This window comes from Sulfuriflexus sp., from assembly GCF_032250955.1.
Classification (GTDB): domain Bacteria; phylum Pseudomonadota; class Gammaproteobacteria; order AKS1; family AKS1; genus Sulfuriflexus.
Map to the genome: position 1 here is coordinate 11093 of NZ_JAVVES010000019.1, position 15813 is coordinate 26905.

A 15813-nucleotide genomic window follows, 5' to 3' on the forward strand; every position below is an offset into this window, starting at 1 on the left:
AGCCCTGGGTCTCTTCCTGATTATGGGGATGACGCCTGCGTTGGCCCAATCACTCGCCGAGGCTGAAACGGCTGTATTGAATATGGAAAATACCGATATCAAAACCCTGATATCGACTGTCGCCGACAAGACCGGCAAGAACTTTATTGTCGACCCGCGAGTGAAGGGCAAGGTTACGGTGATTTCACACAAACCGGTAACCCGTGACGAACTTTACCAGATATTTCTCTCAATTCTTGAAGTCCATGGTTTTGCTGCCGTACCGGCTGACAAGGCGATCAAGATTGTGCCTGATGCGACCGCCAGACAAAGCAGTATTCCGACCGCAACCTCAGGCTCTCCCGGGCGCGGTGATGAGCTGGTGACTCGCGTGGTCAGTATTGATTATGTCAGTGCCACGCAACTGGTGCCGATTCTGCGTCCGTTGATTCCGCAACAGGGACACATGGCAGCCTTTCCTTCATCTAATGTATTGATTGTGTCTGATCGCGCTGAAAATATTGCACGTATCATAAAACTGGTTCGCCGCATCGACCGTCCGGGTAATGCCGACGTCGAAGTGATTACCCTGCAGCACGCTTCGGCCACTGAGTTGGTGCGCATTCTTTCCGCCTTGAATAAGCAAAACACAACGGCAAAGGGCGGCTCACCCGAGCTGGTGCTGGTGGCCGATGAGCGCACCAATAGTATCTTGCTCAGTGGCGACAAGGCCAACCGTCTGCGTTTGCGTGCCCTCGTGAGCCATCTGGATACGCCAAACGATGTCGCTGGCGATACGCAGGTGATCTATCTCAAACACGCTGACGCCAAGTCGCTGGTGCCGGTGCTGACCAGCGTCAGCAGCAGCATCGGTGATGACAAAAAAGGCGCTGCGGCTGCGGCGTCGGCCTCGTTACCCATCAGTATCCAGGCCGACGACAACACCAATGCCCTGGTGATTACCGCGCCCGCCGGCATGATGCGTTCCCTGCAGTCCGTGATCCGGCAATTGGACATTCGCCGTGCGCAGGTTCTGGTCGAGGCCGTGATCGCCGAAATCTCCACGACCAAAAGTTCCGAACTCGGCGTGCAATGGCTGGCGAACGGTTCTACCACGGCAGAGAATCCGGCTGTCATATCGCAATTCCCGGGCAGCAGCGTGGGTATCGTCGATCTGGCTACCGACCCGGCTACGGCACTGGGCAGCCTGGCGAACGGCCTGACAATGGGTATCGGCGATATTGTTGGCACGAATCGTTTCGCTGTCCTGGTGCGCGCGATTGCCTCGGATGATGAAGCCAATGTCTTGTCCACGCCGAGCCTCGTGATGCTGGATAACGAAGAGGCCGAGATTGTCGTCGGTCAGAACGTCCCGTTTGTGACCGGCTCGCAACAGACTACCGGTGGCCTGGCTAACCCTTTCCAGACCATTCAGCGTCAGGATGTCGGCTTGACCCTGAAGGTGAAACCACAGATCAATGAAGGCAATGCCATCAAGCTGGATATCACCCAGGAGGTTTCCAGTGTCGTCGCGGATAGCACCAGTGGCGCCGCCGATATCGTTACCAACAAGCGTTCAATTAAAACCAGCGTACTGGCAGACGATGGCGCAGTCGTGGTGCTCGGTGGCTTGATTACGGATGACCTGCAGGAGGGAGTGTCGAAGGTACCACTGCTCGGTGATATCCCGTTGATGGGGGCGTTGTTCCGGAGTAAAACAGCTACCAAGGTGAAGCGTAACCTGATGGTCTTCCTGCACCCGGTCATCTTGCGCGATGCCAGTGCCAATGCCGCCTACAGCAGCCGTAAATATAACTATATTCGTGGTCAGCAGATACAGGCCAAGCAGGATGGCGTGCACTTGTTACCAGATGAAGTAGCACCGGTATTGCCGACCCTGGATGAGTTTTTGGTATTACCACCGACCTTTAATGATGCAGTCACGAAACAGCAAGGTAATGTTAACTGATGCACTAAACGATGAGGATACCATGGTGAAGGAAGCCCCTGCCGTGGTGCAGCCATTACCGTTTGGATTTGCCCGACGGCACGGTATTCTGTTGACTGCGCAACAGCCACAACAGGTAACACTGACGTGTCGTGACAGTATTACGGCTACCACCCTGGCAGAGATACGACGTCATTTTGGTGTGGCCCTGAAGCTGAATTTTATCAGTGATGCAGAATTCGAGACCCTGTTGCAACGTCAATATGAACAGGGCTCGAATGGTGCCCTGAATATCATGGAAGATATTGAAGGCAACGATTTATTCAGTATTGCCCAGGACCTGCCTGAACCCGAAGATCTGATGGAAGATGAAGATGATGCGCCGATCATTCGTCTTATCAATGCGTTGTTGGCGGCGGCAATAAAAGAAAATGCCTCGGATATTCATATCGAACCGTTCGAGAACCGACTGGTCGTGCGCATGCGTGTCGATGGTGTATTGCGTGAAATACTCGAACCGAAACGCGTCCTCGCCCCCTTACTGGTGTCTCGCATCAAGGTGATGGCAAAGCTCGATATCGCCGAAAAGCGTTTGCCGCAGGATGGTCGGATCTCGCTGCGTATCGCCGGTCGCGCCGTGGATGTGCGGGTGTCAACCTTGCCGGCCGGTGGTGGTGAGCGTGTGGTGATGCGCCTGCTCGACAAGCAGGCCGGGCGACTCGATCTCGAGCATCTCGGCATGCCACCGCAAACCCTGAAGCTGATCAATGAGGTGATCCATCGCCCTCACGGCATCGTGTTGACCACCGGCCCTACCGGCTCCGGCAAGACCACTTCGTTATATGCCATGTTGACGCGCCTGAATAACCAGCAACGCAACATCATGACAGTTGAAGACCCGATCGAGTATTACATCGATGGCATCAGCCAGACGCACGTCAACACGAAGGTTGATCTGACCTTCGTGCGTGGTCTGCGGGCCATCTTGCGCCAGGACCCGGATATTGTCATGGTCGGTGAGATCCGCGATCTGGAAACGGCCCGGATCGCCGTACAGGCCAGTCTTACCGGACACATGGTGTTATCGACCCTGCATACGAATACAGCCGTCGGCGCAGTCACCCGTCTGCGCGACATGGGCGTGGAGCCGTTCCTGTTATCTTCGAGCCTGAATGCCGTGCTGGCGCAACGGCTGGTACGGGTCTTGTGTCCTGAATGCAAGCGTCCGCACGTCGCGCAGGCCAGTGATTGCGATGTACTTGGTGTCGTCACCGATCAGGCACCAACTCTCTATGAGCCGGTCGGCTGTTCGAGCTGCAATGGAATCGGTTACCGTGGCCGTATCGGTCTGTATGAATTGATCGTAATTGATGAAACCCTGCGCGGCATGATCCATGACGGCGCCAGCGAACAGGAGATGGAACAGCAGGCACGGCAACACACTAACGGGATCCGCGAAGAGGGACGCCGCCTCGTCCTGAGTGGCAGCACCTCGCTGGAAGAGGTGTTGCGTGTTACCCGTGAAGACTGAGCAAACGAGTTGAGCAGGCCACGTCATGAGTGCCTTTGAATTCACCGCGCTGGACGCTGCGGGCAGTACCCGCAAGGGTGTGCTGGAGGGCGATAGCCCGCGTCAAATCCGGCAGCAATTACGTGAACGCGGCCTGACCCCGTTAAATGTTGAAGAGGTGCGCCAGCGCGAAACACGTCGTGGTAAAAAGCGCGGCGGGCGCGGCATCAGTGCCACGGACCTGGCCCTGTTTACGCGCCAGCTGGCGACCTTGCTCGATTCCGGCCTGCCGCTGGAGGACTCGCTGCACGCCGTTGGCCGGCAAACCGAAAAGGCCCACATGCAAAGCACGATTCTGGCGGTGCGGGCGCGTATCAAGGAGGGCCATAGCCTGGCCGATGCGCTGGGTGATTTCCCGAATATTTTTCCCGAGCTGTACCGGGCCACCGTCGCCGCCGGCGAACAGACCGGGCACCTTGAAATAGTGTTGGCCCGCCTTGCCGATTACACCGAGAACCGCCAGGCCTTGCTGCAGGCTGTTTCCCAGGCCCTGATCTACCCGGCGGTCCTGACCTTTACGGCACTGGCCGTGGTCAGCCTGTTACTGGGTTATGTCGTGCCACAGGTGGTTCAGGTGTTTACGGATATCGGCCAGACCCTGCCGTGGTTGACGCGTGCATTGATCGCCAGTAGCCATTTTGTCCGGGATTTTGGCCTGCTCGCGGTGGTGCTGTTGCTCGCTGCCGGCTATGCCTGGCAGCGCCTGTTAAACAATGAGGCCATCCGTACGCGTTACGATGGCTTGCTGTTACGCCTGCCCCTGATCCGCCGACTGGTGCAAGGTGTCAACACAGCACGCTTTGCCCGCACCTTCAGTATCCTGACCTCGAGTGGCGTGCCGGTCCTCGAGGGCCTGCGCATCAGTGCCAGGGTGATGGCCAACCGGCTGATGCGCAAGGCCGTCGAGCAGGCGACGGCGCGCGTCCGTGAGGGCAGCAGCCTGCAACAGGCCTTAGAGAAGAGCGGCTGCTTTCCACCAATGCTCATTCATTTGATCGGCAGCGGTGAAACCAGCGGCCGCCTTGAGGATATGCTGGATCGTGCGGCACAGAACCAGGAACGGGAACTGGAAAACAGGATTTCCCTGTTAATGAAGATATTCGAGCCGGCCCTGATCCTGATCATGGGCGCTGTCGTATTGGTGATCGTACTGGCGATCCTGCTACCGATTTTTGATTTGAACCAGTTAGTGAAATAACCAGAGAAGAGCGCAAGGTAATGACTATGAAGCAAGCAAACAGGCAAAGACATACGGCAGGTTTCACCCTGATTGAAGTCATGGTGGTCGTGGTCATTCTCGGCATCCTCGCCTCCGTCGTCGTCGTCCGGGTCATTGATAAACCGGATGAGGCGCGCATCACCAAGGCCAGGCAGGACATCCTGGCGCTGGAAGGGGCACTGGGTTTTTATAAACTCGATAACCATGTCTACCCCTCCACGGACGAGGGTCTCGACGCGCTGGTCAGCAAGCCGGCCTCGGCGCGTAACTGGAAGCAGGGCGGTTATGTCGCTCGCCTGCCGAAGGACCCATGGAATACGCCATACCAGTACCTGAACCCGGGTGTGCATGGTGCCATCGATATCTATTCGCTCGGTGCCGACAAACAGCCCGGCGGTGAAGGCATTAACGCCGATATTGGTAACTGGGATCTCTGAACCGCATCTGTATGAAGTTGCGACCGACAGGTTTTACCTTACTCGAATTACTCGTGGTACTGGTGATCGTCGGTATCACCCTGAGTTTCGTCGTGTTATCACTCGGCCTGCGTAGCGACAGGGATATCCTGGCGGAAGAAGCACGGCGGATTGCGACATTGATGCAACTGGCCAGTGAAGAGGCCGTCGTGCAAGGCCGCGAGCTGGCCATGCAATTCGATGGCACGGCCTATCGTTTCCTGGTGCTGGACAAGGATCGCTGGCAGGCGATGACGGCGGACGATATCTGGCGTGAGCGTCGTTTGCCCGCCGGTCTGGACGCCGAGCTGGTGGTGGAAGGGCGCAGCCAGACCAGCGCCACGGCATCCGCCAGGCTGGTGTATTTTTACAGCAGTGGTGAAATCAGCCCATTCCAGCTGAGTCTGCAGGATAGCCAGCGTAAGTACCGGCATTATGTGAATGGTGACGCGCAGGGACTGATCCGGCATCTCGAGGAGACGGACGATGCCGGCTAGGCAGAGGCGCGAGCAGGGCATGACCCTGATCGAGGTGCTTGTCGCCCTGCTGGTCGTCGCCCTGGCGCTGGCGGCCGCCATTCGCAGTGTCGATACCGGGGTCCTGAATACCGGTTACCTCAAGCAGCGCAGCCTCGCGCACTGGGTGGCAATGAACCATGCCACCGAATTGCAATTGCAGCTGACCCCGCCGAAAAGCGATGGCCATTATGAAACCGGGATGGCCGGGCAGACCTGGCAGGTGCAGAGCAAGGCCAGCCCGACGGCGGATAGCGGCCTGTTGCGGGTCGAGATCCAGGTAAAAACAGGGCCTGATGCCGACGCCAGCCTGGCCAGTCTGATCACCTACGTGAGGAAACCCTGATGCTTGTTGCCAGGCGAGAGGCCGGCCTGACCCTGATTGAGCTGCTGGTCGCGGTAGCGATATTCTCCCTTCTCGCGGCACTGGCCTACGGCGGACTGATCAATGTGCTTGCGACGCGCACGGCCGTGGACGTGGAGTCACAGCGGCTGGCTACATTACAGCGGGCCTTTTTACGCATTGGCCGGGATCTCGAACAGGCAGCACCGCGCGGGATCCGCGATGCCTATGGCGATCAGCAACCGGCCTTGCGCAGCCTGGTGGATAGCGATGCCGGTCTGCAGACAGTCATCGAGTTGACCATTGCCGGGCGCAGGGCCTTACCGGGCGAGACCCGCAGCAAGCTGCAACGCATCGGTTACGTATTACGCGAAGATGCCTTGCTGCGCCTGAGCTGGCCGGTACTGGACCGGGCGCAGGATACGGTGGCACATGAATCGACCCTGCTCGAAGGCATTGAAGACCTGCAGCTGCGCTACCTGACAGTGGAAGGGGTATGGTTAACCCAATGGCCTGCAGAGACCGAGCCGACAACAGCGGAGTCGGTCTTGCCGGCAGCAATCGAGGTGAACATGAAAGTCGAGCACTGGGGCAGGCTGCGCCGCCTTTACCGGGTGGCGGGATGACCGGCATGAGGACGACATGTTCTCGTATGAACGGCACCGCACTGGTCACGGCCTTATTGGTTGTGGCCCTGGCCAGTACCGCAGCGGCAGCGATGCTGAAACAACAACATCTGGATATTCGTCGGGCCAGTAATGTTTTTAACGCGGATCAGGCGGGCCTCTACGCACAGTCGGCAGAGGCCTGGGTCATGCAGGTACTGCGGCGCGACCAGCAGGCAAGCAAACAGGACAGCCTGGCGGAGGCCTGGGCGACACTGCGGGAGCCTATTGATATAGAAGATGGTCAACTGTTGGTGCAGGTTGAGGATTTGCAGGGGCGCTTTAATCTGAATAATCTGCTAGACAAGGAAGGTCGGCCGAACAGGGCGGAACAGGAACGCTTTCAGCGTCTGTTGGCGCTGCTGGAACTGGATACCGCGCTGGTGTTCCCGGTACTGGACTGGATCGATAGCGATATCAATGCCAGCTTTCCCGGCGGTGCCGAAGATAATGAATACCTGCGCGACCCGCCGGCCCACCGGACCGGCAATGCGCCTTTTGCCAGCAGCAGCGAACTCCTGCTGGTGAAGGGTATCGGCAGCGCGGAGTATGCGCGCCTCGAACCGTACGTAAGCGCCTTGCCCGCGCCGGTCGCGATAAATGTAAATACCGCGCCGGCGATGATACTGGCGGCCAGTATCGAGGGTATGGGCCTGGCAGAGGCGCAGGCATTTGTGCAGGCAAGACCGACAAACGGTTATGAAGATGTGGATGCCTTTCACAATGAGCCTTTGCTGGACGGACGTAAGGCTGTCGGGCTGGGCGTCAGGAGCGACTATTTTGCGATCAGGGTGACAGTATCACTTGACCGGCATCAATCCACACTAACTACGCTTGTGCGCAGGGGAAGCGGTGATATGAACGGCGGGAATGAAACAATACGCGTATTGCGACGCAGCCGGGTGGAACTATAGATATGCAGCAATTATTCATACATTTACACGCACAGGGCGCAAGCTGGGCCTGTTGTCAGCATGGCGATACCTTACCGGGTCAGATCGCGCATGGCCCCTTGACGGACATCCCGGCCACCGCTGACGAGGTTATCGTGTTTGTTCCGAGCAGCGATGTCTTGCTGCTATCCACCGTCTTGCCAAGGCAGTCCCGGCAGCGCCTGCAGTGCGCGGTTCCCTATGCACTGGAAGAACAGTTTATCGATGATGTTGAGTCACTGCATGTGGCCGTGGGTCGCCAGCAGGGCGACGGTCGTGTATTTGCGGCAGTGGTCGCCGGGACAAAAATGCGGGCCTGGCTGGATGAACTGCAGGCCGCAGGTATCGAGCCGGCGGTGCTCATGCCAGAGACCCTGGCACTGCCTCAGGTGGAGGATGGCTGGTCGGCCTTGTGCTTGCCGGACGGGCAATACGTGGTGCGTAGCGGTGAGCAAACAGGCTTTGCCTGTGACCACGAAAATCTTTCCATTCTGGCCCCGCGGTACCAGGCCGGGCAAACTGATGGCGTGCACCGGGTGCATGTGATCAATTGTACGGACAAAGACGCCGATGCCGCAGAGCTTGAACAGGCCTTTGGTTTGCCCGTCAGTGTCGAGGGCTGTCAGGCGGGCGGTGCCCTGGCGAGCCTGATCGAGGGTTATGAAAAAGGTCAGGGGATTAACCTGCGCCAGGGTGAATACAGTTATGTCTCGCAGTTACTGAAGGGGGCGCGAAGCTGGTTACCGGCCGCGGTCATGCTCGTGTTGTGGCTGACGCTGACCATAGGTAACAGTATTTACGAATATGCGCGCCTCAGTGCCGAGGACGAGGCATACCGCGACAAGATTACTGATCTATATAAACAGACATTCCCTGCTGCACAACGCATTGTGAATGCCCGTTTGCAAATGGAACAACGTTTGAATGCCCTGCGTGGCAGCACGGTGAGTGACGGCGGTTTTTTGTCCCTGATGGCAGAAGCAGGCGGTGCGCTGGCAAAGGTGAAGGGGCTTGATTTGCAAAATCTGAGTTATAAGCAAGGCAAGCTCGATCTGGATCTGAAGCTGGTTGATCTGCAGCAGCTGGATGATCTCAAACAACAGCTGATAGCCATTAAGGGTATCGAGGTCGATGTGCAGTCTGCGACAGTAAAGGATAACAGGCTGGAAAGCCGTATCCGTATCGGGAGACGCAAATGAAAAACTGGTTTACGGGCCTGAGCATCCGCGAGCGTCGCAGCGTAGCTGTTGCGGCACTCGTGCTCCTGATTTTATCGGTCTATATATTTGTGTGGGAGCCATTGGGTAACCAGCGCGCTCAATTACAAACATCTCTGCAGGCGCAACGTCATACTTATGCGTGGATGCAGCAGGCAGCGGCTGAAATCAGGCAGCTTTCAGGGCAGGCTGCCGACGTTAAAAAGCACAGCGGTTCCCTGCTGGGCACGATTAACAGCACGGCAAAGCCGCTATTGCATGGTGCTACCCTCAAGCGGGTTGAGGAAGATCGTCAGCGCGGTGTTCGGGTCTGGATTGAAGAGGTTGCCTTTGATGATTTAATCCTCTGGTTAGGTCAGATAGAACAGGAATATGGTATACAAGTGTCGAGTCTTGTTAGTGAACGTCATGCTACAACGGGCCGGGTAAATGTCAGATTGATCCTGCAGCATGGCTGAGGCGAACGCATTCTGGGTTTAGTCCAGAGCCTGGTGACATGTGTCTTTTAGCGAGGCAGGGCAACGGAAGAAACGGCTTTCAAGGTAAAGGTTTCCAGGGTACTGAAAAGACGCTCTGTGCTGACCGGCTTGGAAAGAAACTCGTTCATACCGGCCTGCAGGCAGGCCAGGCGATCATCTTCACTAATGTTTGCAGTCAGGGCTATGATCGGGACGCTGTTATTTCTATCCTCCTCTGCACGCCAGATACGCGTTGCCGTAATGCCGTCCATGATCGGCATATGCATATCCATAAAGACAATGTCATAACGGTTGCGGCGTAATCGCTCCAGTGCCAGCTCGCCGTTTTCAACGACTTCAACGTTGTGCCCGGCCTCTATCAGCGTGGTTGAGATAAATAACGCATTAATCTCGCTGTCTTCCGCGAGCAGAATATGGCGTCCGGCAGTATCTTCGGCCGAGGATATATAAGGTTCGTCCTCTGTAACCTTTTCGGGCACAGCGCCGGCACCGGTCAACCGTAGCGGAATTTCGAACCAGAAGGTGCTGCCTTTTGCCGGCGTACTGTCGACACCGATATCGCCATTCATCATGCGCACCAGTTCACGGGCAATGGTGGTGCCAAGACCGGTACCGCCGAAACGACGTGTCGTGGACGAATCAGCCTGGGTAAAGCTTTCGAATATCTGCGATAGCTGTTCTGTATCGATGCCGATGCCCGTGTCGATGATCTCCATGCGCAACCGTTGCGTGGTGTCATCAACACCAGCCCTGATGGTGACCCCACCCTGTTCAGTAAACTTGATCGCATTACCGGCAAGATTGAGCAGGATCTGGCTGAGACGGTATGAATCGCCAAGCAGGTTTTTCGGCACGTCGGGCGCAATGACGTAATTGAATCTGATGTTCTTTTGCCGGGCCAGCGGACTGAGGACGATCGACACTTCCTGCAAGGTATCCTCGATAGAGAAGTTCCTTTTCTCGAGTGAAAGTTTACCTGCCTCGATCTTTGAGAAATCCAGCAGGTCATTGATGAGCATATGCAGGCGATTGGCCGAGGTCGACAAGCCATTAATATAAACCTGCTGGTCGTTATTCAGTGCAGTGGTCTTGAGCAGGTTTATCATGCCGATTGCCGCACTCATCGGGGTCCGAATTTCGTGACTCATTGTCGCCAGGAATCGACTCTTGGACGCGTTCGCGGCATCTGCTGCCTGGCGGGCCCGTTGAATGGTTTTCAGCATGGCGTCCAGATAGAGGGGCAGGACGATCAAGGCAATCAGCTTGAAGCTGCTCTCCAGCGCGTGCGTCGAGAAGCGCGGGTCGAGCAGACAAACGAGCCCGTAAGACAGGATACTGAAGGCGGCGGTGGCATACAGGTAAGAACGCCCGAAGCGGCCCCCCTGGCTGATGAAAAGAAGAATATAGAGTAAATAGAAGGGACTGTCGGACTTGCCCACCAGCAGGCTGGAGATGGTGACAAAAACAATATCTACAAAGGTCACGATGTAGCGCCGCGGTATCTTACCGGGGTATTTCAATATGCGGGTCAGTACATAGATCGAGTAGAGCGTGAAGGTGAACAGCAAAATCAAAAAGTCATAGGTGCCAATATCAAAATAGCCCATGATGGTGCCGCCGCCGATGTAGATCGACATAAATATGCCAATACCAAGGCGTACCAGTGCTGATTTGTATTCCTGGTCATCACGTACCCGGGCGGGTACAACAAGCTCGGTCAGGCTCTTCAGCGGCATGTTGACATGACCTCCTGGTTATTTTTGTTTTTGCGTCGAAAGGTCTAGGCTTGCGTTACCGGCATAATATCATCAAAGCTGTGTATTGCAGGAAACTCGCCGACGTCCCTGGCCGGTCCCCGGGTGTCGGGTTTATGGATAGCGAGCAGATGTGCCATGCCGTAGTTTTGTGCCGAGCGTAATACCGGCAGGCTGTCATCAACCAGCAAGGTGTGTTCGGGATCGAAGTGTTCACAAGCCTGTAATGCCTGCCAGAATTCCGGGTGTTCCTTGGGCATACCGAAATCATGCGCGCAGATAATGTTGTCAAAGTGTCCGCGCAGCCGGGTATGCTGCATTTTCAGATCCAGGCTCATGGCATGTGCATTCGTGACAAGCACGGTGCGCTTGCCGGCCGCGCGAACAGCCTCCAGAAACTCGATGACATGCGGGTGCACGGCAATCAGGTGTTCAACCTCGCGCTTCAGCTCGGCGATATCAAGGCCCAGTTCACGGGTCCAGTAATCCACGCAGTACCATTGCATGGTGCCTTCTATGGCGCGCATGCGTGGAAACAGTGTTTGCTTTGATACCTCGATCTCAAGTCCGTGATATTCGGCGTAGCGCAGCGGTACGTGTTCTGTCCAGAAATGGTTATCAAAGTGCAGGTCCAGCAGGGTGCCGTCCATGTCGAGAAACACGGTATGTATATTTTTCCAGTCAAGCATGTCATTTATAGCGGGGTCAAAAAACAGGCCATAACTGTAACAGAGATTGCCATATTGAAGATCAGGTTTTCTGCAGGGTTTTCTCTGGCCGGCATATTGGACTATAGTCAGGATAACAGGCCTCCATGGCCTCCCAGGGACAATCCCGGGAGCAAGACTATGTCTGTAAAACCAGAAATTATTTACCTGTTAGCGTTGTTTTTTAGTGCTTTTTCGCCCCCCCTGTTGTCCGAGCAACTGACCCCGCAGGAGATGGAAGAGTGGCTGTTTGATGACAGTGACAGCTTGACCGAAGAGGTTAACGAGGGTGAACTGGTATTTCTGCAACAATCTCCGAAAAAACAGGTTCATCACCACCATAATAGTATCCTGATAAGCGACAACAGTGTCGAAGACGGCTGGATCAGTCTGAAGCAGTGTCACCGCAATCTCGATCCCATATCATTGGCACAGATCGTCTTTCGCCAGGACCGCGTCCGCGGCCTCAAGGTGGACAGGATTAACAACATTGACATGGCCTGGGTCGAAGGCGCCTCGATCCAGTTACAGGGCGTCAAGCGGAATGCATTGTTATGTATCCGTGCCGAGACGCGCAGCTTTGTCTACAACGGTGATGGTACCTACAGTCTGCATAGCGGGCCCTTTATGCGACGGTTTCTTGATGGTTATTACCCGATGCGGGTCACGCTGGACGTCTCGGTCGATAGCGAGCGGCTGCGTTTTTACCGCATGACGCCGGCAAGCCAGGCCGGGTTTGATTTCAGGCACAGCGACAGGAGTGTGCATTTCGAAGCCCTGTTCGAGGGTCGCCTGCGCACTGAAATCATGTTTCATGATCTGGCGCCGGGAAATGTCAGCGCACAACAACAGGGCCGTGGTAAGATCGCCGAAGACGGCAGGAGATAACGCCGGTTTTACACAGCAGCCAGCAGGGCATTGCAGCACATGCGCGACAAGCCACAGATCCTGAAAACAGAGACTATCGCCCGGACCCGGATATTCAATATTGAACAGGTGCAGTTACGCTTCAGTAACGGCATTGAGGTCGAGTACGAACGTGTACGTGCTTCCCCCAATGGTTCAGTATTGATTATCCCGATGCTGGATGATGATACTGTGCTCCTGATCCGTGAGTACGCCGTAGGCGTGGAACGCTACGAACTTACCCTGCCGAAAGGGCTCATCGAAAAGGGCGAATCACCGCTTGAGGCCGCGAATCGAGAAATCATGGAAGAGGTGGGTTACGCCGCTCGTTCACTCGAGCACCTTACGGCGTTAACGCTGGCGCCGGGCTATCTTGGCTCGACCACCCAGGTCGTCCTGGCACAGGATCTCTATCCACACCGCTGTGCGGGTGATGAGCCCGAGGAAATGGAAGTTGTGCCATGGTCTTTGCGCCACCTCGATGGACTATTACAGGATGAAGCCTGTAGCGAGGCAAGGACGATAGCGGCCCTGTATATGGTTCGCGATCGCCTGGCGACCAGGAGAGCCTGATGTCCTGGCCGGATGACAAGTTACTCGAGGATGTTATGGCGCTCGCCGTCAAGGCCGGGCATGAGATCCTGCGTATCTATGAAACCGACTACGCCATCGAACACAAAGATGACATGACCCCGCTGACCGAGGCGGATATGGCGGCGCACCATATTATTGATGCCGGTCTGCAGCAACTTACGCCGGATATCCCGATTCTCTCGGAAGAGTCCGCCAAGATACCTTTCCAGGAACGACAGCAATGGTCCCGCTACTGGCTGGTAGACCCGCTGGACGGCACGCGCGAGTTTATCAAGCGCAATGGTGAATTCACGGTCAACATCGCACTGATCGAGAATGGCGAGCCGGTTCTTGGGGTCGTCTATGCACCGGTGATCAGGATGAGTTATTACGCGCGTCGGGGGGCAGGCGCCTTTCGCAAGGAAAATGGCAAGCCGGCGAGTCCGATTCAGACTCGCCGGCCGTGTGCCTCACCGGTGCTGGTTGCCGGCAGTCGATCGCATCGTGGCGACTCGCTGAACGCCTATCTCGAGCGTCTGGAAGATTATGAGGTTATCAGTGTCGGCAGCTCCCTGAAGTCCTGCATGGTCGCCGAGGGGAACGCCGATATTTACCCGCGTCTCGGTCCGACCTCTGAGTGGGATACCGCCGCGGCGCAGTGCATCGTCGAAGAGGCCGGTGGCCGCCTCACCGATACGAACATGCAGACCCTGCGCTATAACACGAAGGATTCGTTGCTGAATCCGCATTTTTTCGTATTTGGTGATCCTGACCGGGATTGGTCGGAATATCTCGAAGACTAGGCAGGTTTACGGGCGCTCGTCGTAGACGGCCATGATTGCCCTGAGCTCGCGCAATACCCTGGCCGCTTCCTCTTGATCCAGATCGCGAGTTTGTTCGAGCCTGACCCCCATCTCCATACTGCTGATCGTTGCGCGCACTGCCTCACAGCCGTTCTTGCATAATGCCTCGACGCATTGATTGACCTTGTTTGAATCCATATCTGCCTGGGATTGCCGTGATGGGGGACAGGGAATTATGCCAAATTCAGGGTTTTTATTCCAAAGAGAATATATCGGCGATGCTTTATATTTGTACAGTTCAGCCGGTCGACGCCCGTGGAGGGGATAAACGGCGATAGTCGCGAACAGGAGGGTCTGGCGGGTTGCCATCAAGCGGGTGGGTCTGGGGACGGTTTTTAAGTCGGATTACAGTGGCTAGCAGGAAAAAAATGGTGGCCGGGGACGGAATCGAACCGCCGACACGGGGATTTTCAATCCCCTGCTCTACCGACTGAGCTACCCGGCCAAATTTTTTGTGTCTTTCCCGAGTCACAGGAGCGCGCTATTAAAACGGTTGGGGCAGGTAGAGTCAAGTGACTTCACACAGAAACCGACGGGATATGTGGCTTGCGCGCGGAAACAGCATGCAATACCGTGTTCTGCACACTGAAAAAGGTCATTGGAATGCGCAAAGATTCGACAACGCCAGCTGGTTACCAGCTGATTGAAACCCGTTTGCAGGAAAAACTGTCGGATGGCACGACCCGCTGTAACCTGTGCCTGTGGCGCTGCAAGCTCAAGCATGGTCAGCGCGGTTTTTGCCAGGCGCACGTGAATCGGCATGGCACGCTGTACAACCTTTCTTACGGCATCCTCTCGGCCATTGATACCGGCCCGATCGAGGAAAAGCCCGTCAAGCACTACCGCCCCGGCACCCGCGTTATGTCGATCGGCAGCTACGGCTGCAATTTCCGTTGCGGGGGTTGCCATAACCTGGAAATCTCGTGGGGCGTGTCGGCACTGGATGACCTGGCCCGTGGCGAGTCAACCGCCGCCTGGGTGCCAGCCGAGGAGATGGTGGCAGTGGCGCTGCGCCATGGCGTGCAGGGCATTGCCTTTACCTATTCCGAGCCAGCCGTGTGGCTCGAGTATGTGCTGGATGTCTCGAGACTGGCGCATGCCGCCGGCCTGTATACGGTGTATGTCTCAAACAGCTTTGTCACTGACGAGGCGCTGGCACTGATGGCCCCGCATGTCGACGTGTTGTGTTCTGATATCAAGAGTCTGAGCGATGCCTTCTATCATGACATCTGCCCGACTGCGAAGGTCAGCCAGGTGCTCGATTCCATCCACAAGGCCCAGCAGCTGGGGATCCATGTTGAAACGCGCACGAATATCATCCCTGGCAAGAACGATGATATTGCAGAGCTAAAACAGATCGCCGAGTGGATTTATAAACACCTTGGTGCAGACAGCCCCTGGCATATCACGAAATTTTTCCCGGCGTATAAACTGGCGGATGTACCCGCCACCCCCTCGGCGATCATGTGGGCCGCTCATGATGCGGCACGCGAGGTCGGGTTAAAGAACGTTTATGTCTATGACGACAAGGGCTGTGATTGTGCCGAGTCAAACATGCCGGTGGCCGAATACCTGGCGGCGGACGACCTCAGCGCGATTCACGCGGTCAAGAAATGCGCGGCCAGTTGCTGCGGCGACGAAGGGGTTGTGCTGAAAAAATATGAACAGGTCGAATAATAACCGCGCAG

The 15813-nt window shown here is 56.2% G+C and carries 17 protein-coding genes and 1 tRNA gene; 14 read left to right on the top strand and 4 right to left on the bottom strand.

Features of this window, described 5'->3' with window-relative positions; translation table 11 throughout:
* Window positions 1–40 precede the first annotated feature (40 nt).
* From gspD to RQ738_RS05195, 10 genes are read left to right on the top strand one after another with little or no spacing between them, the layout of a single operon-like run.
* Entirely contained in the window at window positions 41–1948 is a 1908-nt protein-coding gene (gene gspD, locus RQ738_RS05150; protein WP_314162607.1) for a type II secretion system secretin GspD, read from the top strand.
* Window positions 1938–3458 carry a type II secretion system ATPase GspE gene (gspE, locus tag RQ738_RS05155; RefSeq protein ID WP_314162608.1) on the top strand — a complete coding sequence of 507 codons (1521 nt, stop codon included), beginning with the start codon at window positions 1938–1940 and terminating at the stop codon, window positions 3456–3458. The genes gspD and gspE overlap by 11 nt, the downstream gene beginning before the upstream one ends.
* A 25-nt stretch (window positions 3459–3483) precedes the next feature.
* Window positions 3484–4695 carry a type II secretion system inner membrane protein GspF gene (gene gspF / locus RQ738_RS05160; RefSeq protein WP_314162609.1) on the top strand — a complete coding sequence of 404 codons (1212 nt, stop codon included), beginning with the start codon at window positions 3484–3486 and terminating at the stop codon, window positions 4693–4695.
* A gap of 26 nt (window positions 4696–4721) precedes the next feature.
* Window positions 4722–5153: a type II secretion system major pseudopilin GspG gene (gene gspG / locus RQ738_RS05165; protein ID WP_314162610.1), complete on the top strand. Its 432-nt coding sequence runs from the start codon at window positions 4722–4724 to the stop codon at window positions 5151–5153.
* A gap of 11 nt (window positions 5154–5164) precedes the next feature.
* Window positions 5165–5668 (top strand): type II secretion system minor pseudopilin GspH, encoded by a 504-nt coding sequence (gene gspH, locus RQ738_RS05170; RefSeq protein ID WP_314162611.1) that lies wholly within the window; start codon window positions 5165–5167, stop codon window positions 5666–5668.
* Window positions 5658–6032, top strand: a complete 375-nt coding sequence (gspI, locus tag RQ738_RS05175; RefSeq protein WP_314162616.1) for a type II secretion system minor pseudopilin GspI — start codon at window positions 5658–5660, stop codon at window positions 6030–6032. The genes gspH and gspI overlap by 11 nt, the downstream gene beginning before the upstream one ends.
* Window positions 6032–6655, top strand: a complete 624-nt coding sequence (gspJ, locus tag RQ738_RS05180; protein ID WP_314162619.1) for a type II secretion system minor pseudopilin GspJ — start codon at window positions 6032–6034, stop codon at window positions 6653–6655. Before gspI ends, gspJ begins: the two co-directional genes overlap by 1 nt.
* A gap of 5 nt (window positions 6656–6660) precedes the next feature.
* Window positions 6661–7608 (top strand): type II secretion system minor pseudopilin GspK, encoded by a 948-nt coding sequence (gene gspK / locus RQ738_RS05185; protein ID WP_314162622.1) that lies wholly within the window; start codon window positions 6661–6663, stop codon window positions 7606–7608.
* A gap of 2 nt (window positions 7609–7610) precedes the next feature.
* The gene (gspL, locus tag RQ738_RS05190; RefSeq protein ID WP_314162624.1) at window positions 7611–8825 is read left to right on the top strand and encodes a type II secretion system protein GspL; all 1215 of its coding nucleotides are present in this window, start codon (window positions 7611–7613) and stop codon (window positions 8823–8825) included.
* Window positions 8822–9301, top strand: a complete 480-nt coding sequence (locus RQ738_RS05195) for a type II secretion system protein M (RefSeq protein WP_314162625.1) — start codon at window positions 8822–8824, stop codon at window positions 9299–9301. The genes gspL and RQ738_RS05195 overlap by 4 nt, the downstream gene beginning before the upstream one ends.
* A gap of 47 nt (window positions 9302–9348) precedes the next feature.
* Here RQ738_RS05195 and RQ738_RS05200 read toward each other — a convergent pair whose 3' ends face one another.
* The gene (locus RQ738_RS05200) at window positions 9349–11058 is read right to left on the bottom strand and encodes an ATP-binding protein (protein WP_314162626.1); all 1710 of its coding nucleotides are present in this window, start codon (window positions 11056–11058) and stop codon (window positions 9349–9351) included.
* A gap of 44 nt (window positions 11059–11102) precedes the next feature.
* The gene (gene yrfG / locus RQ738_RS05205; protein WP_314162628.1) at window positions 11103–11765 is read right to left on the bottom strand and encodes a GMP/IMP nucleotidase; all 663 of its coding nucleotides are present in this window, start codon (window positions 11763–11765) and stop codon (window positions 11103–11105) included.
* Window positions 11766–11924: 159 nt separating this feature from the next.
* Here yrfG and RQ738_RS05210 point away from each other — a divergent pair, with 159 nt between their 5' ends.
* Genes RQ738_RS05210 through cysQ form a run of 3 tightly spaced genes read left to right on the top strand, consistent with a single transcriptional unit; the run spans window position 11925 to window position 14065 of the window.
* Window positions 11925–12671, top strand: a complete 747-nt coding sequence (locus RQ738_RS05210; protein WP_314162629.1) for an alpha/beta hydrolase — start codon at window positions 11925–11927, stop codon at window positions 12669–12671.
* A gap of 39 nt (window positions 12672–12710) precedes the next feature.
* Window positions 12711–13262, top strand: a complete 552-nt coding sequence (gene nudE, locus RQ738_RS05215; protein ID WP_314162630.1) for an ADP compounds hydrolase NudE — start codon at window positions 12711–12713, stop codon at window positions 13260–13262.
* Complete coding sequence (gene cysQ / locus RQ738_RS05220) at window positions 13262–14065, top strand: 3'(2'),5'-bisphosphate nucleotidase CysQ (protein WP_314162631.1); 804 nt, start codon at window positions 13262–13264, stop codon at window positions 14063–14065. The genes nudE and cysQ overlap by 1 nt, the downstream gene beginning before the upstream one ends.
* Before the next feature lie 6 nt (window positions 14066–14071).
* Here the strand turns inward: cysQ and RQ738_RS05225 are convergent, their stop codons facing one another.
* Window positions 14072–14263 (bottom strand): hypothetical protein, encoded by a 192-nt coding sequence (locus tag RQ738_RS05225; RefSeq protein ID WP_314162633.1) that lies wholly within the window; start codon window positions 14261–14263, stop codon window positions 14072–14074.
* Window positions 14264–14494: 231 nt separating this feature from the next.
* Window positions 14495–14570 (bottom strand) — tRNA-Phe (locus tag RQ738_RS05230).
* Between the two features lie 158 nt (window positions 14571–14728).
* Here RQ738_RS05230 and amrS point away from each other — a divergent pair.
* Window positions 14729–15802: an AmmeMemoRadiSam system radical SAM enzyme gene (gene amrS, locus RQ738_RS05235; RefSeq protein ID WP_314162635.1), complete on the top strand. Its 1074-nt coding sequence runs from the start codon at window positions 14729–14731 to the stop codon at window positions 15800–15802.
* Window positions 15803–15813 lie beyond the last annotated feature (11 nt).